We start from the raw sequence: 24,963 nt of genomic DNA on the forward strand, positions 1-24,963 counted from the left end.
AGCCGTCGGGTTGACGCTGACCTCTGAAATAGGGGCACGCCCGGCCGTCGATTAGGCTGGTGACCCGTGAGTGAAGTAGCAGCCCAGCCAGTCGACGACACCCCCGAGCAGCTTCGGATCCGCCAGGAGAAGCGTGAGCGCATCCTCGCGGAGGGACGCGAGGCGTACCCGGTGTCGGTGGCGCGCACCCACTCGCTGGCGGAGATCCGGGCCAAGTACCCGGAACTCGAGCCCGACACGACCACCGGTGACCAGGTCGGTGTCGCCGGCCGGGTGATCTTCGTGCGCAACACTGGCAAGTTGTGTTTCGCGACGCTGCAGGAAGGCGACGGCACCCAGCTGCAGGCGATGATCAGTCTCGCCGCTGTCGGCGAGGACGCTCTCGCCTCGTGGAAGGCCGATGTCGACCTCGGTGACTTCGTGTACGTGCACGGTGAGGTGATCAGCTCCCGTCGCGGTGAGCTGAGCGTGATGGCCGATTCGTGGCAGATCGCGTCCAAGTCGCTCCGGCCCCTCCCGGTTGCGCACAAGGAGATGAACGAGGAGTCCCGGGTCCGGCAGCGCTACGCCGATCTGATCGTGCGCCCCGAGGCGCGGGAGAACGCGCGTAAGCGGGTGGCTGTCGTCCGTGAGCTCCGGAACGCGCTCGAGCGTCGCGGGTTCCTCGAGGTCGAGACGCCGATGCTGCAGACGGTGGCGGGTGGCGCGGCGGCCCGCCCGTTCATCACGCATTCCAATGCCCTCGATATCGACCTCTATCTCCGTATCGCTCCCGAACTGTTCCTCAAGCGGTGCGTCGTCGGCGGTATCGAGAAGGTCTTCGAGATCAACCGGAATTTCCGCAACGAGGGTGTCGACTCGACGCATTCGCCGGAATTCGCGATGCTCGAGACGTACGAGGCGTACGGCACGTACGACGATTCCGCTGTCATGATCCGCGAACTCGTGCAGGAAGTGGCGCAGACCGCTTTCGGTTCGCAGGTCGTCACTCTCGCCGACGGCACCGAATACGACCTCAGCGGTGAATGGAACACCCTCGAGATGTACCCGTCGCTGTCGCAGGCGATCGGTGTCGAGGTTTCTCCGGACACCACCGTCGAGGAATTGCTGGCGCTCGCCGAGAAGGTGGGCCTGGAGGTCCCCAAGGACAAGGGTTACGGGCACGGAAAGCTCGTCGAGGAACTGTGGGAGCACCAGTGCGGCGACCAGTTGTTCGAGCCGACGTTCGTCCGTGACTTCCCGGTCGAGACGTCGCCACTGACTCGTGACCACCGCAGCAAGGCCGGGGTGACCGAGAAGTGGGACCTCTACATCCGCGGGTTCGAGTTGGCCACGGGCTATTCGGAATTGGTCGATCCGGTCATCCAGCGTGAGCGGTTCGTCGACCAGGCGCGTCTCGCGTCGGCCGGCGACGACGAGGCGATGGCCCTCGACGAAGAATTCCTCGCCGCAATGGAGCAGGGAATGCCGCCGACCACCGGCACCGGAATGGGAATCGACCGTCTGCTCATGGCTTTGACGGGATTGGGAATCCGCGAAACAATCCTCTTTCCCATTGTTCGGCCTTCTTCTCGCTGATTCACCAGGGTGAATTCGGGCGGATAAATTCGATCCATTCCTCGTATTCCGAATCGGAAGAACAGGGGTATGGTTACCTCCGGGTCGTAGCTCACGTTGACGATGAGACGTCGCTTCATTCGAGAGGAATGTCATCCCATGGCTAAGAAGGTCACTGTCACCCTGATCGACGATGTCGATCAAGAGGCGTCTGCCGACGAGACGGTCGAGTTCGGACTCGACGGTGTTCAGTACGAGATCGACCTTTCCTCGGATAATGCGGCGAAATTGCGCGAGCAGCTCGACGTGTGGGTTTCCCACGCGCGCAAGGTGAGCTCGCGCAAGCGCGGCAAGGCCGTGGCGGCCCCGGCTGCCACCAAGTCCCGGGTTTCGGTCGATCGGGAACAGAGCGCCGCTATCCGTGAATGGGCGCGCAAGAACAACAAAAAGGTTTCTGCGCGCGGACGTATCTCCGCGGAAATTATCGAGGCCTACAACAAGGCGAACTGAAAGTTAGCTGGGAACAGAATTCGCTGATTCGCTCCGCGAGGTGACCTGGACTGTTACCGTCCCGCACTGATCCGTTAATCGGGAAGTCCGGGGGGTAGCTGTGCGTCGCTGCGTGGCCGTTTCAGGGATTCTGTTCCTGGCGTTCGTGATGTGGGCCGGGGTGGCGTCCGCAGCGCCGACCTATCCGGTGCCGGATTCGTTCCTCGCCGGCGTGCCCCTCGAATTGGGAAATCCGGGCAGTTCGGCCCCGGGTTCGAACGACTGGTCCTGCCGGCCGAGTTACGCACATCCCGAACCGGTGGTCCTCGTCCACGGCACGGGAGGAGCACGCCAGACCAACTGGGCGGTGTACGCACCGCTCCTCGCCAACGAGGGCTACTGCGTGTACTCCCTCACCTACGGCAACTTCCCCGAACTGCCGTGGCCGCTCGATGCGATCGGCGGGATGACACCCATCGACACCGGCACCGCTCAGATCGCCGCATTCGTCGACCAGGTGCTGTCGAGCACGGGGGCCTCGAAAGTCGACCTGGTGGGACATTCCCAGGGCACTCTCCAGGCGAACAACTACGTGAAGTTCTTCGGCGGAGCCGACAAGGTCTCGAAGGTCGTGTCGCTGGCACCGCCGTGGCACGGTACGTACGGCAACGATCAGATCAGCGTCGGGCGATTCATGCGGTCGCTCGGCATCGACGACGAGGTGGCGGCAGGTTTCCCCGTCTGCGGGGCCTGCCCCGAGATGCTCCAGGGGTCCGCGTTCATCGACCGCATGCGGGCGGACGGGGTCTACGTCCCCGGCATCGAGTACACGAACATCGCCACCCGCTACGACGAATTGGTCGTCCCGTACACCAGCGGCATCGAGCCGGGCCCGAACACCACGAACATCGTCGTCCAGGACGGTTGCGAGCAGGACTACTCCGACCACGTCGCGGTCGCCGGTTCGGCACGGGCCGCCGGATTCGTGCTGAACGCGCTCGATCCCGACCATCCGCGGGACGTGCCGTGCCGTTTCGTCGCCCCGGTTGCGGGGTAGCCCTGCCCGACAGGCGTCGCTGCGCGGCCGGTTACCGGGGGTGGCCTGAGCAACCCGCTGGGTATCGCCACCGACGCCGGCGGAAACTTATGGGTGGCGAACTCACAGCTCATCGACATACCCTGTCCGGACACGCAGGTCTCGCTTCCTTCGGGGAGCGGGTCGCGAACTTCGCGGGCAAGCGGTTGTCGCATTTCTGCGAAACCACCGTCGCGACGTGCCCGCAGGGTCCCGTCCAGGAACGTCTGGATGGCGAACAACTGGAAAGAAGTGTCCATTCGAGCCAGTCCCAGCGGCACGAAATGGTGGTCCACATCGGCATCGCGGGACCTGTTCGCTCCAGGCGTACAGCGAAGGGGAAACGATTGCCGGAGCTGGGGCGTTAAATACGGGTAAGCAGGCCTGCTCTTCCATCTAAAGGGGTGGAGGGGCAGCAGGTCGATCGGCAGCCAACTAGAGTAATAGCTGGGGTCGTGGAACGTTCGTCGGTTCGGGGCTTCTGCCCTCGGAGCAGGCGCTGGCGATCTGCTTGTAGTGCCGGAGCGAAACGCGGCGAACAGGGACGAGACACCCGGTCTCGTGACTGCACGTCGGAAAGTGTGAGGGAGAGCGATGTTCGAGAGGTTCACCGATCGCGCACGGCGCGTTGTTGTCCTGGCTCAAGAAGAAGCCAGGATGCTCAACCACAACTACATCGGTACGGAGCACATCCTGCTCGGCCTCATTCACGAGGGCGAAGGTGTCGCTGCCAAGTCGCTGGAGTCGTTGGGCATCTCCCTCGAAGGAGTGCGCAGCCAGGTCGAGGAGATCATCGGCCAGGGCCAGCAGGCCCCGTCCGGCCACATCCCCTTCACCCCGCGTGCCAAAAAAGTCCTGGAGCTCAGCCTGCGCGAGGCACTGCAGCTCGGACACAACTACATCGGTACGGAGCACATCCTGCTCGGCCTCATCCGCGAGGGTGAAGGCGTCGCAGCGCAGGTGCTGGTCAAGCTCGGTGCCGACCTCAACCGGGTGCGTCAGCAGGTCATCCAGCTGCTCTCCGGCTACCAGGGCAAGGAGCCGGCCGAGGCCGGCGGCACTCGCGGCGAGGCGGGCACCCCGTCCACGTCGCTGGTGCTCGACCAGTTCGGTCGTAACCTCACCCAGGCCGCCCTCGAAGGCAAGCTCGACCCCGTCATCGGCCGCTCGAAGGAAATCGAGCGCGTCATGCAGGTGCTGTCGCGCCGTACCAAGAACAACCCGGTGCTGATCGGCGAGCCCGGTGTCGGTAAGACCGCCGTCGTCGAGGGTCTCGCTCAGGCCATCGTCAACGGCGAGGTCCCCGAGACGCTCAAGGACAAGCAGCTGTACACGCTCGACCTCGGGTCGCTCGTGGCCGGCAGCCGCTACCGCGGTGACTTCGAAGAGCGCCTGAAGAAGGTCCTCAAAGAGATCAACACCCGCGGCGACATCATCCTGTTCATCGACGAGCTGCACACCCTCGTGGGTGCCGGCGCGGCCGAGGGCGCCATCGACGCGGCCTCGATCCTCAAGCCGAAGCTCGCCCGCGGTGAGCTGCAGACCATCGGTGCCACCACCCTCGACGAGTACCGCAAGTACATCGAGAAGGACGCCGCACTCGAGCGCCGCTTCCAGCCGGTGCAGGTCGGCGAGCCGACGGTGGAGCACACCATCGAGATCCTGAAGGGTCTTCGCGACCGTTACGAGGCGCACCATCGCGTGTCCATCACGGACGGTGCACTCGTCGCCGCGGCCACCCTGGCCGATCGCTACATCAACGACCGCTTCCTGCCGGACAAGGCCATCGACCTCATCGACGAGGCCGGAGCCCGGATGCGCATCCGCCGGATGACCGCACCGCCGGACCTCCGCGAGTTCGACGACAAGATCGCCGATGCCCGCCGTGAGAAGGAGTCCGCGATCGACGCGCAGGACTTCGAGAAGGCCGCGAACCTGCGCGACAAGGAGAAGACCCTCGTCGCTCAGCGCGCGGAGCGGGAGAAGCAGTGGCGTTCCGGTGACCTGGACGTCATCGCCGAGGTCGACGACGAGCAGATCGCCGAGGTCCTGGGTAACTGGACCGGCATCCCCGTGTTCAAGCTCACCGAGGAGGAGACCACCCGTCTGCTCCGCATGGAGGACGAGCTGCACAAGCGGATCATCGGTCAGGAAGACGCGGTCAAGGCTGTCGCCAAGGCCATCCGTCGTACCCGTGCCGGCCTGAAGGACCCGAAGCGTCCGTCCGGTTCGTTCATCTTCGCCGGCCCGTCCGGTGTCGGTAAGACCGAGCTGGCCAAGTCGCTCGCCAACTTCCTGTTCGGTGAGGACGACGCTCTCATCCAGATCGACATGGGTGAGTTCCACGACCGCTTCACCGCGTCGCGGCTGTTCGGTGCCCCTCCCGGCTACGTCGGCTACGAAGAGGGCGGACAGCTGACCGAGAAGGTGCGCCGCAAGCCGTTCAGCGTGGTGCTGTTCGACGAGATCGAGAAGGCACACCAGGAGATCTACAACACCCTCCTGCAGGTGCTCGAAGACGGTCGTCTCACCGACGGTCAGGGCCGGACCGTGGACTTCAAGAACACGGTGCTCATCTTCACCTCGAACCTCGGTACCTCGGACATCTCCAAGGCCGTGGGGCTCGGCTTCACGTCCGGTAAGGGCGACGAGTCGAACTACGAGCGGATGAAGCTCAAGGTCCACGACGAGCTGAAGAAGCACTTCCGTCCCGAGTTCCTCAACCGCATCGACGACATCGTCGTGTTCCACCAGCTCACCACCGAGCAGATCGTTCAGATGGTGGACCTGATGGTGGCACGTGTCGAGGTGGCCTTGAAGAACAAGGACATGACGATGGAGGTCACCGACAAGGCCAAGTCGCTGCTGGCCAAGCGTGGCTTCGATCCGGTCCTGGGTGCGCGGCCGCTGCGTCGCACCATCCAGCGCGAGATCGAGGACCAGCTGTCGGAGAAGATCCTCTTCGGCGAGGTCGGCCCCGGTCAGATCGTGTACGTCGACGTCGAGAACTGGGACGGCGAAGGCGCGGGCGAGGACGCGAAGTTCACGTTCCGCGGCGAGGCGAAGCCGGTCACGGTCCCCGACGAGGTTCCGGTCGACCTGGCCAAGTCCGGCGCAGCCGACTCGGAGTAAACAGGCAGAAGGCGAACGAACGGGCCGCCGGTGGTTTTCCACCGGCGGCCCGTTCGTGTGTGCGGGGTCAGATGCTCTTGCGTCCCGACCAGTTGGCGAGGCGCTCGGTGGGACCGGCGGTGGGGTGCGGCTCGACCACGTCCGCAAAGGGCACGTGCCCGCCGCGCGTCTCCGCCGGGATCGCGTGCCGTGCGACGGCGAGCATGGCCTCGGCGAGTTCCGGGCGGGTTTCGGAGGGTTGGCCCGTGGCGACTGCCAGGTCCCAGCCGTGCACGAGCGTCTCGTTGATGTACCCCCAGATCGCGGCGCTGCCGGGGACGGTGCCCCACGGTGCGGTCACCGTCGCGTCGAGCCGGCTGTCGTCGGCCCAGACGGGCCACATGCGGTCGGTGGCGGACCGGTAGGCGTCGGCGTAGCCGTCGTCGGGGATGTCGGTGACGACGAGCGGAACGGTGCCCGGGTCGCCGCCCTCACCGATCACGCGGGCACGCTCCACGGTGGCGACCAGGTGGCCGAGCAGGGTGCGGACGTCGAAGTCGACGCAGGGAGTGGACGCCGTCAGCTGGTCCTCGCGGACCTTCTCGATGAGGCCGGTGGTCCAGGTGAGGGCTTCGCGGTAGAGGGGTCGGGGATCTGTCGTGTTGTTTGTCATGAGGCAACTATCGCCGCGATACATGACATCTCCTGTCATGTATTTCTGCCAGACTTTCCCCATGCGCGCCGACCGCCTGCTCTCACTCGTACTCCTGCTCCGTAACCGCGGCCGCATGTCGGCGTCGGAGCTGGCCCGCGAACTCGAGGTGTCACCCCGCACGGTGCTGCGGGACATCGACGCATTGTCGACGGCGGGGATACCCGTCTACGCGGAGCGCGGCCGGGCCGGCGGCTTCGAACTGCTCCCGGGGTTCACCACCGACCTCACGGGCCTGACCGTCGACGAGGCCAAGGCCCTGCTGGCGGCCGGGTCGGCGATGACATCGGAATCGCTGGGCATGGCACCGGCGTTCGCGTCGGCGATGCGCAAGGTGGTGGCGGCGATGCCGGACGCGCACCGGGCGGCGGCGACGAAGGTGGCGGAGCGGGTGTTCGTCACCCAGGGATCGTGGCTGACCGATCCGGAACCGGTCGACGATCATCTCGGGCTGATCCAGCAGGCGGTGTTCGTGGGCCGGCGGCTGAGCATCCTCTACCCGTCGCGGGGCAACGATGCGGTGTGGCGCGTCATCGACCCGCAGGGCCTCATCCATGCGGCGGGACGGTGGTATCTGGTCGCGACGGACTCCGGCCGCGACCGGACGTACCGGCTCGAGCGAATCGAGGACGTCCGCGAACTCGACGAGCCGGCGCAGCGATCGGCCGACATCGACCTCGCCGCGATCTGGGAGCGTCGCCGCTCGACGTTCCGGGCGCGCGGGACACCAGTGGTCGCCGACGTTCTCGTGCGCCGTGAGCGCCGCGACGACCTGGTGGAGCGCGCCTACGCCGTCCGGTCCGAGCAGTCGGCCGACGACGACCGGGTCCGCCTGGAAATGGTATTCGGCGACGACTCCCACGCGAGCGGGGTTCTGTGGGCATTCGGCGAGGACGCGGAAGTGCTGGCACCGGATGATCTGCGGGCCGCCCTGCGTTCCCGGGCGGTGCGCATGTCCGCCCGGTACGAGTAGGTTCGAGACGTCAACCCGAAGAACCACGAGAGGATGTGGCATGCCGACACGTACCGCACGGACCGCTTGGAACGGATCGCTAGAACAGGGAAGCGGCCAGGTGGAACTCACCAGTTCCGGTGTCGCGACCTTCGACGTCTCGTTCCCCAAGCGGGCGGCCGAGGAGGCTGGTGGAACCACCAGCCCGGAGGAGCTGATCGCCGCGGCGCATTCCTCCTGCTATGCGATGCAGCTGTCCGCACTCATCGCGGAGGCAGGCGGCACCCCGCAGAGCCTCGAGGTGAGGGCGGATGTCTCACTCGGACCGGACAACCCGGGTTTCAAGCTCACCGGCATCAAGCTGACGGTCCGCGGTGAGGTAGAGGGTCTCGACGCCGACGGGTTCGCGAAGGCCGCTCAGGCCGCCAAGGAGTCGTGCCCGGTGAGCAAGGCACTCACCGGAGTCGAGATCACGCTGGACGCGGCACTCGAGTCCTGAGTCCAGCCGGCTACTGACGGCTGAACCGTGCGCGCACTTCCGCCATCTTCGCCTGGAGTTCGTCCGGGCTGATGACGCCCTTGTCCATCAACGCGTGAGCGGTGGCGACGACGGACCGGGAGCGGACGGGGAAGTCGCGGTATATGGTTTCGCCCAACTGGTCCTCGGTGTGGCGCCTGTCGAGATTGTCCCAGGCGCCACGCCAGGACAAGCATTCCGCGGTGGCCTGCATGCTCGATTCCCACGGGTCGGGCTTGCGGTCGAGGTCCGGTAGCGTCGCGTCGTCGCGGGTCGTCTCCGGGGCCAACGTGTTCAGGATGACGTCGTATGCCTTGTCCGTCATCATCGCGCGGTTCCTCCGTTGTCCGAGGGTGGTGTGGTCGCGGTCCAATCGACCTGCGGGACGGCGACGCCGATCATGGTGTCGCGGGTGATGATCGACGCCAACTGTTCCTCACTCCACCCCTCGGTGCCCTCGGGGCGCATCGGCATCACCATGAACCGTGATTTCTGATTCGAATCATGCACGCGCACTTCGACATCCGATGGGAAGTGCAGACCGAACTCCGCGATCACCTCGCGGGGCCAGCGCACCAGCCGGCGGCGATAGTTGGGGGTGCGGTACCAGTCCGGAGACATACCGAGAACGGGCCGCGGATAGCAGGAACATAACGTGCAGACGATGACGTTGTGGACCTTCGGGGTGTTCTCCAGCACGTAGAAGTACGTGTAGTCGCTCGGCGTGCCCGATCCGGTCGGGTCGCGCCAGTCGATCCCCACTTCCTTACAGGTTTCGGTGCCGTCGGCCAGTAGTCGCTTCTTGAATTCCGGGTCGACCCACGCTTTCGCAACCAATTTCGAACCACCCGACGGCCCTACCGATTCGGCCCATTCGGAGAAACGGCGGTGGTCCTCGCGGGAGAACAGTCCGTGTTCGATGGACAGTTCCCGAATGGCGGTCTCCAGGATCTCGAACTCGCTGACCTCCTCCGAGGCCTGGATCGGGGCGTGATCGCCGTGCGAATGCGTCATGTGTCCGCCTCTCCTGCCGGCTCGAGCCAGCGCTCGGAGCACTCGGTTTCCAACGTGTCGATCTCGAATCCGGTGTAGCGGGGCCAGAGGTCGGTCTGCCGGAAGCGGACGACGTAGAACGGCTCGGTCCGGCCGTCCTCCACGCGTCCCCACGCCTCGTCCTCGGGAATCACCCACTCCGGGCGGTGTTCGACGACGACGCCGGTGTGCCCACGGATGAATGCCTGAGTTCGGGTGTGGAACATCGAGGTCGCGTCCTTGACGGTGACCCGGTCGCCGATCTCGAACTTCGTCATGACTGGCCTCCAGTCGCGTTCCCGGCACCCGACCGCGCCCGGACCTCGTCGATCTTGGCGGAGAGTTCGTCGGGCGTGATCAGGCCCTTGTTGATGAGCGTCTTGGCGGCCACCGTGATCCACCGCGCGTAGTACGGCAACCCGAAATAGAGCGTTGCGCCCAGATCGTTCTCGGCGCGGCGGCGCTCCTCGGAGTTCCACACACCGCGCCACCCGAGGCATTCGCACGTGACGTATGTGCTCATCTCCCAGTCCTCTTCGACCTTCTCCTCGTACTTGACGGGGAGGGCGGTCTGGCCGCCGACGTCGTGGAGAACGTGCCGCAACGCGTCGAACGCGGAATTGGAGAGGTAATACGGCGAATCCATCTCAGTGTGATGGACCGGGCCGTACTCCGCGACCCTGTTCGCGTGTGCTTCGAAATCTGCTGGAGAGTTCATCGCGTGCTCCGGTCGTGGTGGAACTAGTGACAGGGAACTCCCAGGAGATGGCGGCCGTCGTGCATCAATTCGTGCAGGTACATGCCACTTCGGGAGATCGCACCCTGGTCGAATCCGACCAGGTAGAGGGTGAGCAGAGCGAGCAGGACGACTCCGACGGCGATCAGCACGATTCCGAGTGACTCGACGGACTTGCTCGGTGAGGAGACGTAAACCATGGTTACTCCTGGAGGAGTTCGGGTTCCACGATCATCGAGCCGCCGATTGTCCGGGCATCGCAACGAGCGCCCCTCACTCAGCGGCACGATCGATACGACGTTACTCTCGCCGTGTCGATCCCATCACCGTACCGTTCGGTCGAATTCGGCGTGCGGAAATGCAGCGCGTCGAGCCAAGACAAACGTCGAGCCAAGACAAACACCGTGTCGAACGTGGCGGAACAGAATGTGCCAGCGATTCGTTCCACTGAACTGTGACGACACAGCAGAACACCGACGGCGACATCGAGATCGAGATCTGGTCCGACGTCGCCTGCCCCTGGTGCTATATCGGCAAGCACCGTTTCCTGTCGGCCCTCGCGGAGTTCGAGGGGCGCGACCGGGTGAATGTGGTGTGGCGGTCGTATCAGCTGTCGCCGGAGACGCCGGTGGGGGAGCGGCGCAGTGAACTCGACGCCCTGGTGGAGCACAAGGGTATGCCTGCCGAGCAGGTCCGTCAGATGTTCGGTCAGGTTGCGCGCACGGCGGCCGACGAGGGGCTGAGTCTCGATTTCGACACCGTGATCGCGGCCAACACCTTCGACGCCCACCGGTTGATCCAGCTGGCGGGCGACGAACGAGATGCCTTGGTGGAGGCGCTGTTCCGCGCGCACTTCGGTGAGGGAGCCGTGATCGACGACCGTGAGGTGCTCGTCGACATCGCGGCGCGGGCCGGGCTCGATGCCGACACCGTGCGCGCCGAACTCGAGTCCGATGCCGGTGCGGACGCGGTCCGCGCCGACCTCGAGACCGCCCGTCGACTGCAGGTGTCGGCGGTGCCGTTCTTCGTTGCGAACCGCCGAATCGCCGTGTCCGGCGCGCAGCCGAAGGACGTGTTCCTGCAGCTTCTGACGCAGGCGAGCGCAGCGCCGGTGAACTAGCGGCGCGCGAAGTACCGGTTGGCGTCGGGCCGGAACATGAGTGCCACCGCACCGATCACCGCCATGAGATGGGTGAGCCGGGCGGTCGCGATCACCGCGACGTCGAGCGTCAGACCGGTGACGGCGGACATCGGGTCGTTGCCGGCCGACACCCAGGCGATCGGTTCGATCACGAGCGAAGCGACGCCGAACACGCCGAGACCGATCGCGAGGGTGTTCCGCGCCCACGCCCTGCCACTGCGGAAACGGGTCATGACGGACAGCACCGCACCGTAGACGACGACGCGGACCGCGAGTTGTCCGGCGAGGCTCCCGACGTCGGCGCCCGGGCCCTGCAATGCCGTCGACGCGTGCGCGATGGCCTCGACCACGCCGGCGAACAAGGCGAGTCCGAGCAGCCAGTACGCGCGCTCGACCGGCTGCGGGACCGAGGGTGCAGTGCGAGTGGTCATGTCTCCATGCTGGTATCGGTGACGTCGCGGCACATCACCCCGGAGAGTGGAGTCCACCCCTACCCGGGTATCGGTGCGACGCGCTTGCCATCACCCCGGACGAGGGGCACATTGAATGCACGTCGTAGCAGGGAGGCACTGTGCGCGAGCAGACACGATCCGGAGATGCATGGCCGGCGTTGAAGGTGGACGACTGGACGTCGACGCGGGACACCCTGCACATGTGGACGCAGATAGTCGGGAAGATCCGCTTGGCCCACGCACCGTTGATCAACCACTGGTGGCAGGTCCCGCTGTACGTGAGCCCCCGCGGTCTCACGACGTCGACGATCCCGTACGACACCGACTGTTTCGACATCGAATTCGACTTCGCCGACCACCGACTGGTGATCCGCACGAGCACGGGCGGCACCGGGACGATTGCCCTCGAACCGAAGTCGGTGGCCGATTTCTATGCGGAGACGATGGGCACGCTGGCCGAACTGGGTGTGGCGACGACCATTCTGGCCCGGCCCAACGAGGTGGACCCCGCAGTTCCGTTCGCGGAGGACACCCAGCACTGTTCGTACGACGGGGAGTCGGTGCACCAGTTCTGGCGGCAGCTCGTGCAGGCAGACCGCGTCCTGCACGAGTTCCGTTCCCATTTCATCGGGAAGGTCAGTCCCGTGCACTTCTTCTGGGGTGCGCTCGACCTGGCCTGTACACGGTTCTCCGGGCGAACCGCACCGACTCACCCTGGCGGAGCACCGAACTGCGGAGACTGGGTGATGGTCGAGGGCTACTCGCACGAGCTGAGCAGCTGCGGTTTCTGGCCCGGTGGTGGTGTCGAAGGCGCGTTCTACGCGTACGCCTATCCGGAACCGGACGGCTTCGCCGACTACCCGGTCGGGCCTGAAGGAGCTTTCTACAGCAAGGAGAACGGGCAGTTCCTGCTGCCGTACGAGACCGTCCGCACCGCAGACGATCCCGATGCCGCACTGCTGAAGTTCCTGCACAGCACGTACGACGCGGCCGCCGAGCGGGGTGGCTGGGACCGGGCCGCCCTGGAGGCGGACCCGGCCCGATGGGACAGATCCCGCTGACCCCGAGAGGCGGGTCAGGTGGCGTTTGCCGTCGCGGGCGTCGTGGCCCGGGTGGCACGCTCCGTGAGGAACGCGAAGGCTAGTCCGAGAACCAGCCACAACGTGGCCTGCGTCGCGAGGGACGACAGGCGGAACTGCCACAGCAGCACTGCGGGGAAGTCGTCGCCCACTTCGTTGACGGTGGGCAGAACGAGGTATCCGATGGTCACCACCGCGAGGAAGGCGAGAACCGGCGCCGCGATCCGCACCGACAGGAACTCCTGCGCTGCGACGGCCTTCGCCGCGAAGACGGAGGCCACCACCGCGAGCAGGCCCAGCACGACTGCGGCGAGCCACAGCCAGGTGCGCTGGGTGATCGTTTCGGGGTCTCCGACAGCGGGCGGGTTGGCGGGGTACTTGAAGAACGGCACCGCCTCGATTGCCAACCAGCCCAACGTGGCCAGTGTCAGCCCGAGCAACGGCCCCGACAGCGTCGTCACCCGACGCGCGTAGTTCGCGACGACGGCGAAGATCGCTCCCAGAGCCAGGCCCGCGAGGGACGTGGCGAGGAACAGTCCGAAGCGCTGTCCGTCACGGCTGACCAGTGCTTCTTCCTCGTCGTGCGAGTGCCCGGCCGGCTCTTCTGCCTGGGTGGCGTCGTGCGAGTGGACTTCGGCTTCGGAAGCGCTGTGCGACTCTTCGATCGCGATGGCCGCATCGATGTGTGACTCACCGAGGACGAAGGCGACGCCACCGGCCAGGATGCCTGCGATCAGGCCGGCCAGCAGACCACGGATGAGGAGTTTCGCGAAGGAATCGGTCAGTGGCATGGCAGACCCAGGAGGTGGCGGCCGTCGTGCATCAATTCATGCATGTACATGCCACTGCGCGAAATCGCGCCCTGGTCGAAACCAACGAGATAGAGAGCGAGCATCGCGAACAGAACGATCGCGAAAGAGATGACGGCGAGGCGGGTCGTGTCGACCGACGAGCCGGGTGCGTAGGCGAGTGCCATAGTTCCTCCTGGGATTTCGCGTCCCCTAGGTCCAGGCGATGGCCGCAGTATCTGGCTGTCGAGGTGGCTCCCGTGAAGGACTACTCCGATTTACAGTGGCGCGACCGCTCCGGGATTGCACCGGATTCCTGCCGAACCATCGCTTTGTCCTGCGAACTTTTGCACCCGGCGGGCCGCCGTGTCAATCCTCCCGCTCGGCCCCGACTCTCAGCTCTTGCTCGCCGCCGCGACGTCGAGCACGACCTCGAACTCGAGCAGGGAAGCTCCGGACGCCACCGGCTTCTTCTGCTCACCGGCGTGTGCTTCCCTGGCCGGACCGTCGCGCCACGCCGCGAATGCCTCTTCGCTCTCCCACTGGGTGACGACGAAGTAGCGGCTCTCGCCCTTGACTGGGCGCAGAAGCTGGAAGCCGAGGAAGCCGGGGGAGTTCTCCACGGCGTGCGCCCGCGCCGCGAAGCGCTTCTCGAGTTCGGGGCCCGCGCCCTCGGGAATTTCGATTGCGTTGATCTTCACCACTGCCATGCGGGCGAGGTTACTCCGCTAGCGTCGGAGGGGTGGCGAGTGAGAGTGCGTTGCACGACGAGGGCGGGACGGGACAGCCGATTCTGCTCCTGCACGGGCTGATGGGCAGCGCGCGGACGTGGGGGCGGCACGTGCCGTGGTTGCGCGAACACGGCCACGTCTTCACCTTCGACGCCGCAGGTCACGGCAGGCCCGCACCGTCGCGGTTGACGACGGAAGCATTCGTGGAAGACCTGGTCGTCGCGCTCGCGCCCTTCGCCGGGCCGTGGGTGGTGATCGGTCATTCGATGGGCGCCCTGCACGCGTGGTGCCTGGCGGCCGAACACCCGGAGAAGGTGTCGGCGCTCGTGCTCGAAGACATGGCCCCCGACTTCCGGGGCCGTACCGCCGCGGACTGGGCGGCGATGATCTCGAACTGGCCGCGGCCGTTCGCGACGCGGGAAGACCTCTTCGAGTTCTTCGGTCCGGTTGCCGGACAGTACTTCCTGGATTCGTTCGAGAAGCGCGCCGACGGCTGGTACCTGCACGGGGACGTCGACACGTTCCGCGACATCTCCGAGGAGTGGGGCGGCAGGCACTTCTGGGACCAGTGGGCGTCGATCAGCGTTCCGGCCCTGCTGATCGAGGGAGAGTTCACGATCACTCCCGAAGGTCAGATGCGGACCATGGCGGAGCGGCACCCGGGCGCCGAGTACGTCCGCATCGAGCAGGCCGGGCACCTCGTCCACGACGACCAGCCGGAGCAGTACCGGAAAGTGGTCGAGGCATTCCTCGACGGGCTCGGCTGAGCGTTTGGCAGTCAGCTCCCCTCGCCCGCGAGGGCGAAGAGGCCGTCGTCGGTCTGCTCGACGAGTCCGTCGATCAGCAGGGAGTGGAGGGCGCGGTCGCGCTGCCCGGGATCGCCGAGCCACACCTGGTCGAGCCGGACGCGCTCTACGGGGGCGGAGCTCTCACGGAGTACGGCCATGAGCTTGCCGCGCACCTGACGGTCGGTGCCGGCGAACTTCTGGACCTTCCGGCGCTCACCCGTGTGCGCGGGACGTCCGGCATCCACCCAGGCGCATTTCGGAAGCGGGCAGCGGGCGCATTCGGGGGAGCGTGCGGTGCACACGGTGGCCCCGAGTTCCATCAGGGCCGCGGAGAACGTGGCGGCCCGCGCGCGGGTTCGGGGGAGCAGCGCGGACACGTCGGCGAGGTCACGCGTGGTCGACGGATTTCCCGGCTCGGCGCTTCCGTGCACGGCCCTGGCGACCACTCGCCGGACATTCGTGTCGACGACGGGGACGCGCTGTCCGTAGGCGAAGCAGGCGACGGCCCGCGCGGTGTAGGCACCGATGCCGGGCAGACCGAGGAGGGTGTCGACGTCACTGGGAACCACGTCGCCGTGCTCGGCGGCCAGCACCCCGGCGCACTCGTGGAGTCTCAGCGCCCGACGCGGGTAGCCGAGCTTGCCCCAGGCGCGCAGAACGTCGGCCTGACTCGACGCGGCCATGCGGGACGGGACGGGCCAGCGCTGCACCCATTCCTCCCAGATCGGGGCCACCCGGACGACGGGCGTCTGCTGCAGCATGATCTCGCTCATCAGGATGTGCCAGGCCGTGACGCCGCCGCGGCGCCACGGCAGATCCCGGGCCTGTACGTCGTACCAGCTGATCAGCGCGGAGGAGTCAACGGCCACTTCGTCCTCACAAGTCCCTTCGTTCACGGGGGAAACGGAATTTCCGCCGTCGTCACATTCCCGTTGCGACGGTGCGACGCGCCCGGTGCACAATGTTCCCATGCCTAATTCCAACCCCGTGTCCGCGTGGAAGGCCCTGCGTCAGGGTAACGACCGATTCGTGAGCGGCACCTCGCTCCATCCCAGCCAGGGCATCGCCGATCGCGCGAAGCTCGTCGGCGGCCAGCACCCCACGGCCGTCCTGTTCGGATGCGGAGACTCCCGCGTCGCCGCCGAGATCATCTTCGATCAGGGTCTGGGCGACATGTTCGTCGTCCGCACCGCGGGTCACGTGATCGACGACGCCGTGCTCGGGTCCATCGAGTACGCCGTCGGCGTCTTGAACGTGCCGCTCATCGTCGTGCTCGGTCACGACAGCTGCGGTGCCGTCAAGGCGACGCTCGACGCCCTCGACGAGGGCAACGTGCCGCCCGGGTTCATCCGCAGCATCGTGGAACGGGTAGCGCCGTCGATCCTCATGGGACGCCGAGAAGGCCTCACTACCGTCGACGAACTCGAGGGTCGCCACGTGGTGGAGACCGGGGCGCTGCTCATGCAGCGGTCGCGCATCATCGCGGAGAAGGTGGAGAGCGGCGCGTGCGCCATCGCGGGTGTCACGTACAAGCTGTCCGACGGCCGCACCCACCTGCAGGGCGCAGTCGGGGACATCGGTGAGCTCACGGACTGACCGCGACACGCCGCACCCGCTGAGCCGTTGCCGCGCGACGCCGAACTACCGTTGACGTCGTGCTGGAACCGAATGGACCGTTGCCCCCCGAGATTTACTGGCGCCGCAGGGCGCTGGCGATCGGCGGCGCCATCGTCGTGTTGCTGCTCGTGGTGTGGTTGATCAACTCACTTCGTGGTGGCGGTGACTCAGAGACGGATCCGGCGGCAGCGAGTTCCTCGTTGACCACCCCTGTGTCGATTTCCCCGACAGCCTCGGGTTCGTCCACGTCCAGCGGTGGGTCCGGTGGCGCCGGCGGTGGCGCCGCTGCCGCCGGCGGGGAGGCCTCCTCGGGCACGTCCGGCTCGTCCGGGGCGTCGAGCAGCGGCGCCTCGAGCAGCGCGGCTCCCAGCGGCCAGCCGGTCGCCGCGGGGCAGTGCCCGGACCAGTCGCTGGCCATCAAGGTGGCCGCCGACAAGCCGACGTACCTGGCGGGTGAGGAGCCCAGCTTCACGACGGTCGTCACCAACATCGGCACCACACCGTGCGAACGCGATCTGGGCAGCAGCCTCCAGCAGGTGCTCGTCTACACGATCGACGGTGCCGTGCGTCTGTGGTCCAACATCGATTGCTTCCCACAGTCCGCGGCCGACGTGCGCACCCTCGCGCCCGGTGAGCAGGCACAGTTCACCGTGAAGTGGTCGGCCAAGACGTCCACGCCCGACTGCCTGACGCAACCGGAACCCCAGCGCGATCCGGTGGGGCCCGGTGCGTACACCGTGGTCGGTCAGCTCGGCCAGCTCCGCAGCGCGCCGGAGCCGTTCAACCTCAGCTGAGCCTCGGTGCGGGGTCGATGCGTGAGCGTCGACCGAATTCCTTGTCGAGGTCGGTGTGCTCGGGGTCGGCGAGCAGCGCCGCGAGAAGGATGCGGGCCTGACCTGCTCTGAGGTCGGTCGAGAACAGTGCGCCCGCCGAAACGAGGTCGTGCCCGCCGCCTCCACCGCCGTACGTGGCGGAGGTCGGGCCGTGCGGCACCCGGGTGGTAACCACGACCGGAATCCCGGCGGACGCGCAGTCCCGGACCGCCTCGACGATCGCAGGGTTCGCGTTCCCGGATCCGAGGCCGTCGAGCACCAGACCCTGGGCCCCGGCCGCCCGGCACGCGTCGATCTGGACGCGGTCGGCGCCCGGATAGGCGGCGACGATGTCGACGCGGGTTCCGGAGATCGGATGCCACGGCAGCGGATCGAGACTTCGCCGTGAGGTGACACCGGCGGGGTGGACGGATCGGAACGCGTCGAGGGACGTCGTGTCGACCTTTCGCGTTCCCGACGCCCGGTGCAGGGCGCCTCCGAACGCGATGAGCACACCCGCTCCGCGCAGAGCGGGGTCCGATCCCGCGGCGACCGCGTCGGTCAGATTGGCCTGGGCATCGGATTCCGGGTGGTCGAACGTGCGTTGCGCACCCGTGAACACCACCGGCCGCGGGTCGGCGTGGTGGAGGTCGACCAGGAATGCGGTCTCCTCCATGGTGTCGGTTCCGTGAAGCACGACCACAGCGTCGAGATCGGGATCGCGCAGTTCCGCGGTGACGGCGTCGCGTACCCGGTCCATATCGGCGAACGTCATGCTCGAACTGTCCTTCGACATCACGTCGACGACACGGAGTTCCGTCCCGGTCCACGCACTGCCCAGCAGATCCGGGCCTGCGACAACCGGTCTGCTGACACCCTGCCCGTCCCGCCTGCTGGCGATGGTGCCTCCGGTGGTGACGACGGCGACTTTCGGCACAGTTGTCCTCTCTCGTTAAGCGGTCGGGCGGTCCGAGGCCAGGGTGCGGATGCGGTTCCGCGCGCCGAACCAGCCGATCACCAACAGCGGGGCGATGATCGCGATGGACCCGACGGTCCAGGTTCCGACAGGGTGATCGAACGCCATCAGTATGACGACGCACACGAGGAAGACCAGGGTCAGGAGCCCGGTGTAGGGGGCGCCGAACATCCGGAACCCGGGCCGGGCGAGTTTCCCTTCCTTCGCGAGTTTCCAGAGTTTCAGCTGGCACAGCACGATTACGGCCCAGGCGCTGATGATCCCGAGCGCGGCGAGGTTCAGGACGATCTCGAATGCCTGTGCGGGAACGACGGCGTTGAGTCCCACCCCGAGCAGGATGACGAATCCGGTGAGGGCGATGCCGCCGTACGGCACTCCGGCCTTGTTCATCCGGGCGGCGAACGAGGGCGCCGACCCGGCCATGGCCATGGAGTGCAGTATTCGGCCGGTGGAGTACAGGCCCGCATTGAGCGAGGACAGTGCGGCCGTGAGCACCACGAGGTTCATGATCGCGTCGGCGCCCTGCACGTCGATGGAACCGAAGAACGTGACGAACGGGCTCTCGCCGGCGTGGTACTCGGTGTAGGGGAGCAGTAGCGACAGCAGCAGAACGGATCCGACGTAGAAGACGAGGATCCGGATGATGACCGTGTTGATCGCCTTGGGGATGACCTTCTGTGGGTTCTTCGTCTCGCCCGCAGTGGTTCCCACGAGTTCGATCGAGGCGTAGGCGAAGACGACGCCCTGGATCACCACGACGGCGGGCAGGATTCCGTTGGGGAAGAGTCCGCCGTTGTCGGTGATCATGCTGAAGCCCGACGAATGTCCTTCGATCGGCGTTCCGAACAGCACGAAGTAGATGCCGAAGCCGAGGAACGCGGCGAGGGCGACGACCTTGATGAGGGCGAACCAGAACTCCAGTTCGCCGAACACCTTGACGGAGACGAGATTCAGCCCGAGGACCAGTACGACTGCGGCCAGGGCGAAGACCCATTGGTCGACGTTCCCGAGCGGTGCCCAGTACTTCTTGAAGAAGTTCATGTACAGCGCGACGGCGGTGACGTCGACGACGGCCGTCATCGCCCAGTTCATCCAGTACAGCCAGCCCGCGGCGAAGGCCATCTTCTCGCCGAAGAATTCCCGAGAGTACGACACGAACGACCCGGATGTGGGTCGGTGCATCACGAGTTCGCCCAGGGCCCGCAGGATCAGGAAGGCGAAGAACCCGCAGAGGGCGTAGACGAGGACGAGTGCGGGGCCGGCTTGCTGGAGGCGTCCGCCCGCGCCCATGAACAGGCCGGTGCCGATCGCTCCGCCGATCGCGATCATCTGGATCTGTCTCGGGCCGAGCGCTTTCCGGTAGCCGAGGTCTTCCTCGACGAAGATGTCGGCGCCGGAGGTATCGTCCTTCTCGATCGTCACGAGACCACCACCACCGCGGCAGCGGCGACAGGTGTCTGCCGTGGCGAACCGGACGCTCTCAGGTTGGCGAGATGCTCGGGGCTGAGGAGGCGGTCGAGTTCTTCACGGTCGAGCAGACCCGCCTCGATCACGAGGTCGGCGACCCTGCGGCCGGAGACCAGCGCTTCCTGCGCGATCCGGGTCGAGGCGGTGTACCCGATGTACGGGTTGAGCGCGGTGACGAGTCCGATGGAGTCCTCGACCCGGGCACGCAGCAGATCGGTGTTGGCGGTGATGCCGAGTACGCAGCGGTCGGCCAGGATCCGGCAGGCGGCGGCGAGGTGGCGCATCCCCTCGGACAGGGAGTGCACGATGATCGGTTCGAATGCGTTGAGCTGGAGCTGGCCGGATTCGGCGGCCATGGTGATGGTGACGTCGTTGCCGATGACCTCGTAGGCCACCTGGTTGAGGACTTCCGGGATCACCGGATTGACCTTGCCGGGCATGATCGACGAACCGGCTTGTACCGGTGGAAGATTGATCTCGTTCAGGCCTGCGCGCGGCCCTGACGACAGCAGGCGGAGGTCGTTGCACACCTTCGACAACTTGACCGCGATCCGCTTGAGCACGCCGGAGAGGTGGACGAACTGACCGACGTCCTGGGTTGCCTCGACCAGGTCCGTGGCCAGGACGAGGGGGAGTCCGGTGAGTTCCCGCAGCGTGTCGCACGCTGCCTCGGCGTAGCCGGCGGGAGCGTTCAGGCCCGTGCCGATCGCGGTGGCGCCGAGGTTGATCTCGTGGACGAGGAGAGCGGCCTCGCCGAGACGGGCGCGGTCCTCGTCGATCATCACCGAGTACGTGGCGAACTCCTGGCCGAGCGTCATCGGCACCGCGTCCTGGAGTTGGGTGCGCCCCATCTTCACGGTGTCGGCGAACTCGACGGACTTGGTCGCGAAGGCGTCCTGCAGGACGCGCATCGCGTCCAGCAGGTCGTCGATCGCGAAGATCGTCGCGATGTTGACCGCGGTGGGGTAGACGTCGTTGGTCGACTGGCTGAGGTTCACGTGCTCGTTGGGATGGAGCTTCGCGTACTCCCCGCGCCCGTGGCCGAGGATCTCGAGTGCCCGGTTGGCGATCACCTCGTTGGCGTTCATGTTGGTCGACGTCCCGGCGCCGCCCTGGATGACGTCGACGACGAACTGCTCGTGCCAGCGGCCGTCGACGATCTCCCGGCACGCCTGCCCGATCGCGTCGGCCCGGCGGTTGTCGAGGATCCCGAGTTTCTCGTTGGCGCTCGCCGCGGCCCATTTGACGTAGGCGAGCCCGCGAATCAGGTAGGGGTTCGTGGAGATCGGCCGGCCGGTGACGGGGAAGTTCTCCACGGCCCGCAGCGTGTGGATTCCCCAGTAGGAATCCGCAGGCACTTGGCGGTCGCCGAGCAGATCGTGTTCTGTTCGCGTTTCGAGCACTTGATCATTCCTCACGGGGATTCGCGCGAGCCGTTGCTCTGCACGGATGCGGTGGACGGAGTCTGCTGCTCGAAGAGGGTCGATTCTCGGTCGAGCCACCCGGCTATCCACCTGCCAGGCTGTCAGACAGGTGCAATTGTTACCTCGCTCACTTGCAGGCGTCAACCCCAGAGGTGTCCCGTATTGACGTTGTGGCCGGGGCGTGAGAAGAATATCCACATGAACCTGTCAGACAGCTGGGCAGCCAGGCGCCCTGTCACGGCGCGGGTCAGCGCCGCGGAGGCGGTCCTCGCGGATCTTCGTGACGCGATCACGTCGGGTGAGCTGTCGGTCGGTGAACGACTTCCGTCCGAAGCGTCCCTCGCGGCGCGGCACGGGGTCAGCCGGTCGGTGATCCGGGAGGCCCTGCGGTCCTGTCATGCGCTCGGACTCACGGAGACGAAGTCGGGCCTCGGGACGTTCGTCGTCAGCGATTCGATAGCCCGCGACCTCGACTTCGGGAACTACGCGGCCAACGAACTCGTCGAGGCGCGCCCGCACGTGGAGATTCCCGCCGCCGGATGGGCGGCGCAGCGGCACACCGGCGAGGACCTGACCGCCCTGCGCGGCCTGGTGGACCAGATGCGGGACGAGGACGACCCCCTCGTGTGGGTGTCCCTGGATGCGCAGTTCCACGCGTTCATCGCCCGCACGAGCCGGAATCGCGTATTCGAATCCGTGATCGTCGACATCCGCGAGGCACTCACCCGGCAGTCCGAAACGCTGAATCTCGTTGCGGGGCGTCAGCAGAAGTCGAACGACGAACACGACCGGATCGTGGACGGCATCGCGTCCGGAAGCTACGACGAGGCCGCCCGCGCCATGGCCGAACACCTGGACGCGGTCCGGGTCGCACTGGAATCCGTGGTCGGAGACGCCGCCCCGGACCACCGACAGTAAGGACGAGAACCATTCTCACAACGATTCCCCTCGACGCTCGGCACGCGAGGTCGTGGTTGCTGGTATCTGCCTCGCGGACCGAGGATTTCGACCTCGCCGAACGGAGCGACGCGGACGCCGTCATCCTCGATCTCGAGGACGGTGTGGTCACCGCGGAACGATCCGATGCCCGGCGCTCGGTCGCCGCGTGGCTGTCCGGTGGCGGCGCCGCCTGGGTCCGGATCAACGCCGCGACCACCGAGGACTGGTCGGCAGACGTGGACGCGCTCCGGGGCCTCACCGGGTTGCAGGGCGTCATGCTGGCGAAAAGTGAATCCGGGCAACAGGTCCGGGACACCGCTGCCCGGCTCGACGGTGCGGTTCCGGTGCTCGCCCTCGTCGAGTCCGCGCGGGGAATCGAGTTCGCGTTCGGGATCGCCTCCGAGCCGGCAACGCTGCGATTGGCTTTCGGCAGTGGCGATTTCCGGCGGGACACGGGCGCGGGCGCGGAGGCGGACGCGCTCGCCTACGCCCGGGGACGCCTCGTCGTCGCGAGCGGCGCCGCCGGTATCGCGGCACCCGTCGACGGGCCGACGCTGGTCGACGACCTGAACACCCGGGTCGCGGATCTGGCCGTCACGCGGTCGATGGGGATGTCCGGCAAGCTGTGCATGAAGGCCGCACACACCGGCGACGTCAATCGCGAGCTGAGCCCGTCCGCCGCGGACGCGGCATGGGCCGACGAAGTGATCGACCGCCTCGGCGTCGACGGTTCGGGTGTCCGGAGCGGCAGCGACCGTCCGCAACTCGCGCGTGCACTGACCATCCGCACCCGCCTCGAAGCGCTGCGGCTGTCCTACTAGTCGTACGGGCCGGAGATCGACGTCTCGGCGAGCCGGGACAGGCCCTCGCGGATGTGCCGGGCCCACAGCCCGCCGATCCCCTCCACCGACTGCAGGTCGGCGGCCGTCGCGGCCAGCAACGACTGCAGCGTTCCGAACGAGCCGACGAGCCGGTGGATCTGGTTGAACTGCAGTCGGGGAACGCGGGTGAGGACGCGGTAGCCGCGAGGACTCATCGGGGCCTCGAGCGCTTCGATGGTGCCCGGATAACCGAACGCCCGCGCCAACGTCGTGAGGTCGAGAAGGTCTGCGTCCGTGATCCTGTCGAGCGCGGAGAGCGACTTCTCGACGTCGTCGGCGGGCGCCGGGCCGGTACCGGCCAGGTAGTCGCGCACGATGAGTTCCCTCGCCACGTCGTTGTCGCCGACGAGTTCCTCGAGTTGCAGTGCGAGCTGACGCCCGTCCGTGCCGAGTTCGAGCACGTCCTGCTCGATCTCGACGGACACGCGGCGCACCATCTCCAGGCGCTGCACCACGGTCAGGGCGTCCCGGAGCGTGACGAAATCCTCGATCTCGACCACCGACAGCTGACGGGTCACCTCGTCGAGCCGCGCCTTGTACCGCTCGAGGGTGGCCACCGCCTGATTGGCACGCGACAGGATCGTGGCGGAACCGTCGATGACGTGCCGGATGCCGCCGACGTACACGCTGACGATGCTCATCGACTGGCTGACCGACACCACGGGGTACCCGGTCTGCATGGCCGTCCGCTCGGCGGCGCGGTGACGCGTGCCGGACTCGACGGTCGGGATCTTGTGGTCGGGGACCAGCTGGACGTTGGCGCGCACGATGCGGGACCCGTCGGTGGACAGGACCACGGCGCCGTCCATCTTCGACAGCTCACGCAGGCGGGTCGGGGCGAACTCCACGTCGAGCTCGAAGCCGCCGTCGCAGATCTCTTCCATCTGCTCGTCGTAGCCGAGGACGATCAGTGCGCCCGTGCGACCGCGCAGAATGCGCTCCAGGCCGTCGCGAAGTGCCGTTCCGGGAGCCAGCCGGGCAATCGTTTCGCGCAGCGCTGACGACGACTCGGCATCGTTCATCGCGCAATACTCCCGCTGAGGTAGACGTCACTTGTCGGGGACCGCCGCGGAAACACGTCCGGACCCGCGTTTAGATTACCTATCCATGAGTAGTACCTGGACTTTGCCCGACGACCTGACCCTGCCCGAACTGGTCGGCAGCTTTCCCGCCGCAGGTCAGCGCGTGCCGCAGCACTGGTCACGGTGCTTCGGGTGCGGCGACCAGTCGCCCGCCGGGATGTCGATGAGCTTCACGGCCGGGGAGGGGCTCGACGTGTGGGGGCGCCTCGAGGTGGCACCTCGCTACCAGGGCGGTCCGGGAGTGATCCACGGCGGCATCCTCTCGACCGCGTTCGACGAGGCACTGGGCATGGTGTGCCGATCAATCGTCGACGGACCGGTCGTCACGGGTCATCTCGAGATCGACTTCGCCAAGCCCATCCCGCTGGGTTCCGTCCTCGAATTCCACGCGAGCATCGACGGATCGATCCGCCGCAAGGTGTACGCGAGCGCCGAGGCGCGCATCGTCGAGGGGCCGACAGCCGATCCCGACGTGGTGGTGGCGACGTCGCGGGGGCTGTTCCTCACCGTCACCGCCGAGCACTTCGAGAAGACCAAGGACTTCGTGGACGGCGTGCCGGAGCGCCCGTTCGGCACGTCGTCGATCTGAGTGTCACTGCAGTGAC

29 protein-coding genes and 1 riboswitch are annotated in these 24,963 nt (G+C 66.6%); of the genes, 14 read left to right on the forward strand and 15 right to left on the reverse strand.

Annotated features, from left to right (window positions below; genetic code table 11):
* Positions 1 to 66 precede the first annotated feature (66 nt).
* From lysS to ACFWAY_RS27275, 4 genes are all read left to right on the forward strand, one after another.
* On the forward strand, positions 67 to 1,578 hold the full coding sequence (lysS, locus tag ACFWAY_RS27260) for a lysine--tRNA ligase (RefSeq protein ID WP_378512850.1): 1,512 nt from the start codon (positions 67 to 69) through the stop codon (positions 1,576 to 1,578).
* A 138-nt stretch (positions 1,579 to 1,716) separates the two neighbouring features.
* On the forward strand, positions 1,717 to 2,067 hold the full coding sequence (locus tag ACFWAY_RS27265) for an Lsr2 family protein (RefSeq protein WP_378453550.1): 351 nt from the start codon (positions 1,717 to 1,719) through the stop codon (positions 2,065 to 2,067).
* A 100-nt stretch (positions 2,068 to 2,167) separates the two neighbouring features.
* Positions 2,168 to 3,103 carry an esterase/lipase family protein gene (locus ACFWAY_RS27270; protein WP_378512851.1) on the forward strand — a complete coding sequence of 312 codons (936 nt, stop codon included), beginning with the start codon at positions 2,168 to 2,170 and terminating at the stop codon, positions 3,101 to 3,103.
* Between the two features lie 612 nt (positions 3,104 to 3,715).
* Positions 3,716 to 6,253 carry an ATP-dependent Clp protease ATP-binding subunit gene (locus ACFWAY_RS27275; RefSeq protein WP_378453548.1) on the forward strand — a complete coding sequence of 846 codons (2,538 nt, stop codon included), beginning with the start codon at positions 3,716 to 3,718 and terminating at the stop codon, positions 6,251 to 6,253.
* Positions 6,254 to 6,320: 67 nt separating this feature from the next.
* Here the strand turns inward: ACFWAY_RS27275 and ACFWAY_RS27280 are convergent, their stop codons facing one another.
* Complete coding sequence (locus ACFWAY_RS27280; protein WP_378453547.1) at positions 6,321 to 6,929, reverse strand: TIGR03086 family metal-binding protein; 609 nt, start codon at positions 6,927 to 6,929, stop codon at positions 6,321 to 6,323.
* A 37-nt stretch (positions 6,930 to 6,966) separates the two neighbouring features.
* On the opposite strand from ACFWAY_RS27280, the gene ACFWAY_RS27285 reads away from it, so the two are divergent.
* Both ACFWAY_RS27285 and ACFWAY_RS27290 read left to right on the forward strand, forming a co-directional pair.
* Positions 6,967 to 7,917, forward strand: coding sequence for a helix-turn-helix transcriptional regulator (locus ACFWAY_RS27285; protein ID WP_378512852.1), 951 nt, complete (start codon positions 6,967 to 6,969; stop codon positions 7,915 to 7,917).
* A 40-nt stretch (positions 7,918 to 7,957) separates the two neighbouring features.
* On the forward strand, positions 7,958 to 8,395 hold the full coding sequence (locus ACFWAY_RS27290; protein ID WP_378453545.1) for an OsmC family protein: 438 nt from the start codon (positions 7,958 to 7,960) through the stop codon (positions 8,393 to 8,395).
* A 10-nt stretch (positions 8,396 to 8,405) separates the two neighbouring features.
* Here ACFWAY_RS27290 and ACFWAY_RS27295 read toward each other — a convergent pair whose 3' ends face one another.
* From ACFWAY_RS27295 to ACFWAY_RS27315, 5 genes are read right to left on the reverse strand one after another with little or no spacing between them, the layout of a single operon-like run.
* The gene (locus ACFWAY_RS27295) at positions 8,406 to 8,741 is read right to left on the reverse strand and encodes a ScnB (RefSeq protein ID WP_378453544.1); all 336 of its coding nucleotides are present in this window, start codon (positions 8,739 to 8,741) and stop codon (positions 8,406 to 8,408) included.
* On the reverse strand, positions 8,738 to 9,427 hold the full coding sequence (scnC, locus tag ACFWAY_RS27300) for a thiocyanate hydrolase subunit gamma (protein ID WP_378453543.1): 690 nt from the start codon (positions 9,425 to 9,427) through the stop codon (positions 8,738 to 8,740). The genes ACFWAY_RS27295 and scnC overlap by 4 nt, the downstream gene beginning before the upstream one ends.
* Positions 9,424 to 9,723, reverse strand: a complete 300-nt coding sequence (locus ACFWAY_RS27305; protein WP_009477495.1) for an SH3-like domain-containing protein — start codon at positions 9,721 to 9,723, stop codon at positions 9,424 to 9,426. Before ACFWAY_RS27305 ends, scnC begins: the two co-directional genes overlap by 4 nt.
* A complete protein-coding gene (locus ACFWAY_RS27310) occupies positions 9,720 to 10,163 on the reverse strand; it encodes a hypothetical protein (protein ID WP_378453541.1) in 444 nt (147 codons plus the stop codon). Before ACFWAY_RS27310 ends, ACFWAY_RS27305 begins: the two co-directional genes overlap by 4 nt.
* Before the next feature lie 23 nt (positions 10,164 to 10,186).
* A complete protein-coding gene (locus tag ACFWAY_RS27315) occupies positions 10,187 to 10,381 on the reverse strand; it encodes a CbtB domain-containing protein (RefSeq protein ID WP_005244942.1) in 195 nt (64 codons plus the stop codon).
* Positions 10,382 to 10,635: 254 nt separating this feature from the next.
* Between ACFWAY_RS27315 and ACFWAY_RS27320 the strand changes: the two genes are divergently transcribed.
* Positions 10,636 to 11,301: a DsbA family protein gene (locus ACFWAY_RS27320; protein WP_378512853.1), complete on the forward strand. Its 666-nt coding sequence runs from the start codon at positions 10,636 to 10,638 to the stop codon at positions 11,299 to 11,301.
* Here the strand turns inward: ACFWAY_RS27320 and ACFWAY_RS27325 are convergent.
* The gene (locus tag ACFWAY_RS27325) at positions 11,298 to 11,753 is read right to left on the reverse strand and encodes a hypothetical protein (RefSeq protein ID WP_378512854.1); all 456 of its coding nucleotides are present in this window, start codon (positions 11,751 to 11,753) and stop codon (positions 11,298 to 11,300) included. The genes ACFWAY_RS27320 and ACFWAY_RS27325 overlap by 4 nt on opposite strands.
* Before the next feature lie 140 nt (positions 11,754 to 11,893).
* On the opposite strand from ACFWAY_RS27325, the gene ACFWAY_RS27330 reads away from it, so the two are divergent.
* Complete coding sequence (locus ACFWAY_RS27330) at positions 11,894 to 12,835, forward strand: DUF5996 family protein (protein ID WP_378453538.1); 942 nt, start codon at positions 11,894 to 11,896, stop codon at positions 12,833 to 12,835.
* A gap of 14 nt (positions 12,836 to 12,849) precedes the next feature.
* Here the strand turns inward: ACFWAY_RS27330 and ACFWAY_RS27335 are convergent, their stop codons facing one another.
* The 3 genes from ACFWAY_RS27335 to ACFWAY_RS27345 form a co-directional block, all read right to left on the reverse strand.
* Positions 12,850 to 13,644, reverse strand: a complete 795-nt coding sequence (locus ACFWAY_RS27335) for a CbtA family protein (RefSeq protein WP_378512855.1) — start codon at positions 13,642 to 13,644, stop codon at positions 12,850 to 12,852.
* Positions 13,635 to 13,829, reverse strand: a complete 195-nt coding sequence (locus ACFWAY_RS27340) for a CbtB domain-containing protein (RefSeq protein ID WP_005244930.1) — start codon at positions 13,827 to 13,829, stop codon at positions 13,635 to 13,637. The genes ACFWAY_RS27335 and ACFWAY_RS27340 overlap by 10 nt, the downstream gene beginning before the upstream one ends.
* A gap of 22 nt (positions 13,830 to 13,851) precedes the next feature.
* A riboswitch (cobalamin riboswitch) is annotated at positions 13,852 to 13,985 on the reverse strand.
* Between the two features lie 51 nt (positions 13,986 to 14,036).
* A complete protein-coding gene (locus ACFWAY_RS27345) occupies positions 14,037 to 14,351 on the reverse strand; it encodes an antibiotic biosynthesis monooxygenase family protein (protein WP_378453536.1) in 315 nt (104 codons plus the stop codon).
* Positions 14,352 to 14,383: 32 nt separating this feature from the next.
* Between ACFWAY_RS27345 and ACFWAY_RS27350 the strand changes: the two genes are divergently transcribed.
* On the forward strand, positions 14,384 to 15,139 hold the full coding sequence (locus ACFWAY_RS27350) for an alpha/beta fold hydrolase (RefSeq protein WP_378512856.1): 756 nt from the start codon (positions 14,384 to 14,386) through the stop codon (positions 15,137 to 15,139).
* An 11-nt stretch (positions 15,140 to 15,150) separates the two neighbouring features.
* Here ACFWAY_RS27350 and ACFWAY_RS27355 read toward each other — a convergent pair whose 3' ends face one another.
* Complete coding sequence (locus tag ACFWAY_RS27355) at positions 15,151 to 16,029, reverse strand: A/G-specific adenine glycosylase (protein WP_378512857.1); 879 nt, start codon at positions 16,027 to 16,029, stop codon at positions 15,151 to 15,153.
* A 100-nt stretch (positions 16,030 to 16,129) separates the two neighbouring features.
* Between ACFWAY_RS27355 and ACFWAY_RS27360 the strand changes: the two genes are divergently transcribed.
* Positions 16,130 to 16,756 carry a carbonic anhydrase gene (locus tag ACFWAY_RS27360; RefSeq protein WP_378453533.1) on the forward strand — a complete coding sequence of 209 codons (627 nt, stop codon included), beginning with the start codon at positions 16,130 to 16,132 and terminating at the stop codon, positions 16,754 to 16,756.
* A gap of 59 nt (positions 16,757 to 16,815) precedes the next feature.
* Entirely contained in the window at positions 16,816 to 17,571 is a 756-nt protein-coding gene (locus tag ACFWAY_RS27365; protein ID WP_378512858.1) for a hypothetical protein, read from the forward strand.
* Here the strand turns inward: ACFWAY_RS27365 and ACFWAY_RS27370 are convergent.
* Genes ACFWAY_RS27370 through ACFWAY_RS27380 form a run of 3 tightly spaced genes read right to left on the reverse strand, consistent with a single transcriptional unit; the run spans position 17,564 to position 21,435 of the window.
* Positions 17,564 to 18,526, reverse strand: coding sequence for an asparaginase (locus ACFWAY_RS27370; RefSeq protein WP_378453531.1), 963 nt, complete (start codon positions 18,524 to 18,526; stop codon positions 17,564 to 17,566). The genes ACFWAY_RS27365 and ACFWAY_RS27370 overlap by 8 nt on opposite strands.
* Before the next feature lie 15 nt (positions 18,527 to 18,541).
* Positions 18,542 to 19,987, reverse strand: a complete 1,446-nt coding sequence (locus ACFWAY_RS27375; RefSeq protein WP_378453530.1) for an amino acid permease — start codon at positions 19,985 to 19,987, stop codon at positions 18,542 to 18,544.
* Positions 19,984 to 21,435, reverse strand: coding sequence for an aspartate ammonia-lyase (locus ACFWAY_RS27380; protein WP_378512859.1), 1,452 nt, complete (start codon positions 21,433 to 21,435; stop codon positions 19,984 to 19,986). The genes ACFWAY_RS27375 and ACFWAY_RS27380 overlap by 4 nt, the downstream gene beginning before the upstream one ends.
* A gap of 219 nt (positions 21,436 to 21,654) precedes the next feature.
* Between ACFWAY_RS27380 and ACFWAY_RS27385 the strand changes: the two genes are divergently transcribed.
* Positions 21,655 to 22,374, forward strand: a complete 720-nt coding sequence (locus ACFWAY_RS27385) for a FadR/GntR family transcriptional regulator (RefSeq protein WP_378512860.1) — start codon at positions 21,655 to 21,657, stop codon at positions 22,372 to 22,374.
* Positions 22,375 to 22,430: 56 nt separating this feature from the next.
* A complete protein-coding gene (locus ACFWAY_RS27390) occupies positions 22,431 to 23,216 on the forward strand; it encodes an HpcH/HpaI aldolase/citrate lyase family protein (RefSeq protein ID WP_378512861.1) in 786 nt (261 codons plus the stop codon).
* Here the strand turns inward: ACFWAY_RS27390 and disA are convergent.
* Positions 23,213 to 24,298: a DNA integrity scanning diadenylate cyclase DisA gene (gene disA / locus ACFWAY_RS27395; protein WP_005244912.1), complete on the reverse strand. Its 1,086-nt coding sequence runs from the start codon at positions 24,296 to 24,298 to the stop codon at positions 23,213 to 23,215. The genes ACFWAY_RS27390 and disA overlap by 4 nt on opposite strands.
* A gap of 85 nt (positions 24,299 to 24,383) precedes the next feature.
* On the opposite strand from disA, the gene ACFWAY_RS27400 reads away from it, so the two are divergent.
* The gene (locus tag ACFWAY_RS27400) at positions 24,384 to 24,947 is read left to right on the forward strand and encodes a PaaI family thioesterase (RefSeq protein WP_378453526.1); all 564 of its coding nucleotides are present in this window, start codon (positions 24,384 to 24,386) and stop codon (positions 24,945 to 24,947) included.
* Positions 24,948 to 24,963 lie beyond the last annotated feature (16 nt).

The sequence above is a fragment of the Rhodococcus sp. NPDC059968 genome (genome assembly GCF_042738615.1).
In the GTDB taxonomy this organism is placed as follows: Bacteria; Actinomycetota; Actinomycetes; order Mycobacteriales; family Mycobacteriaceae; genus Rhodococcus_F.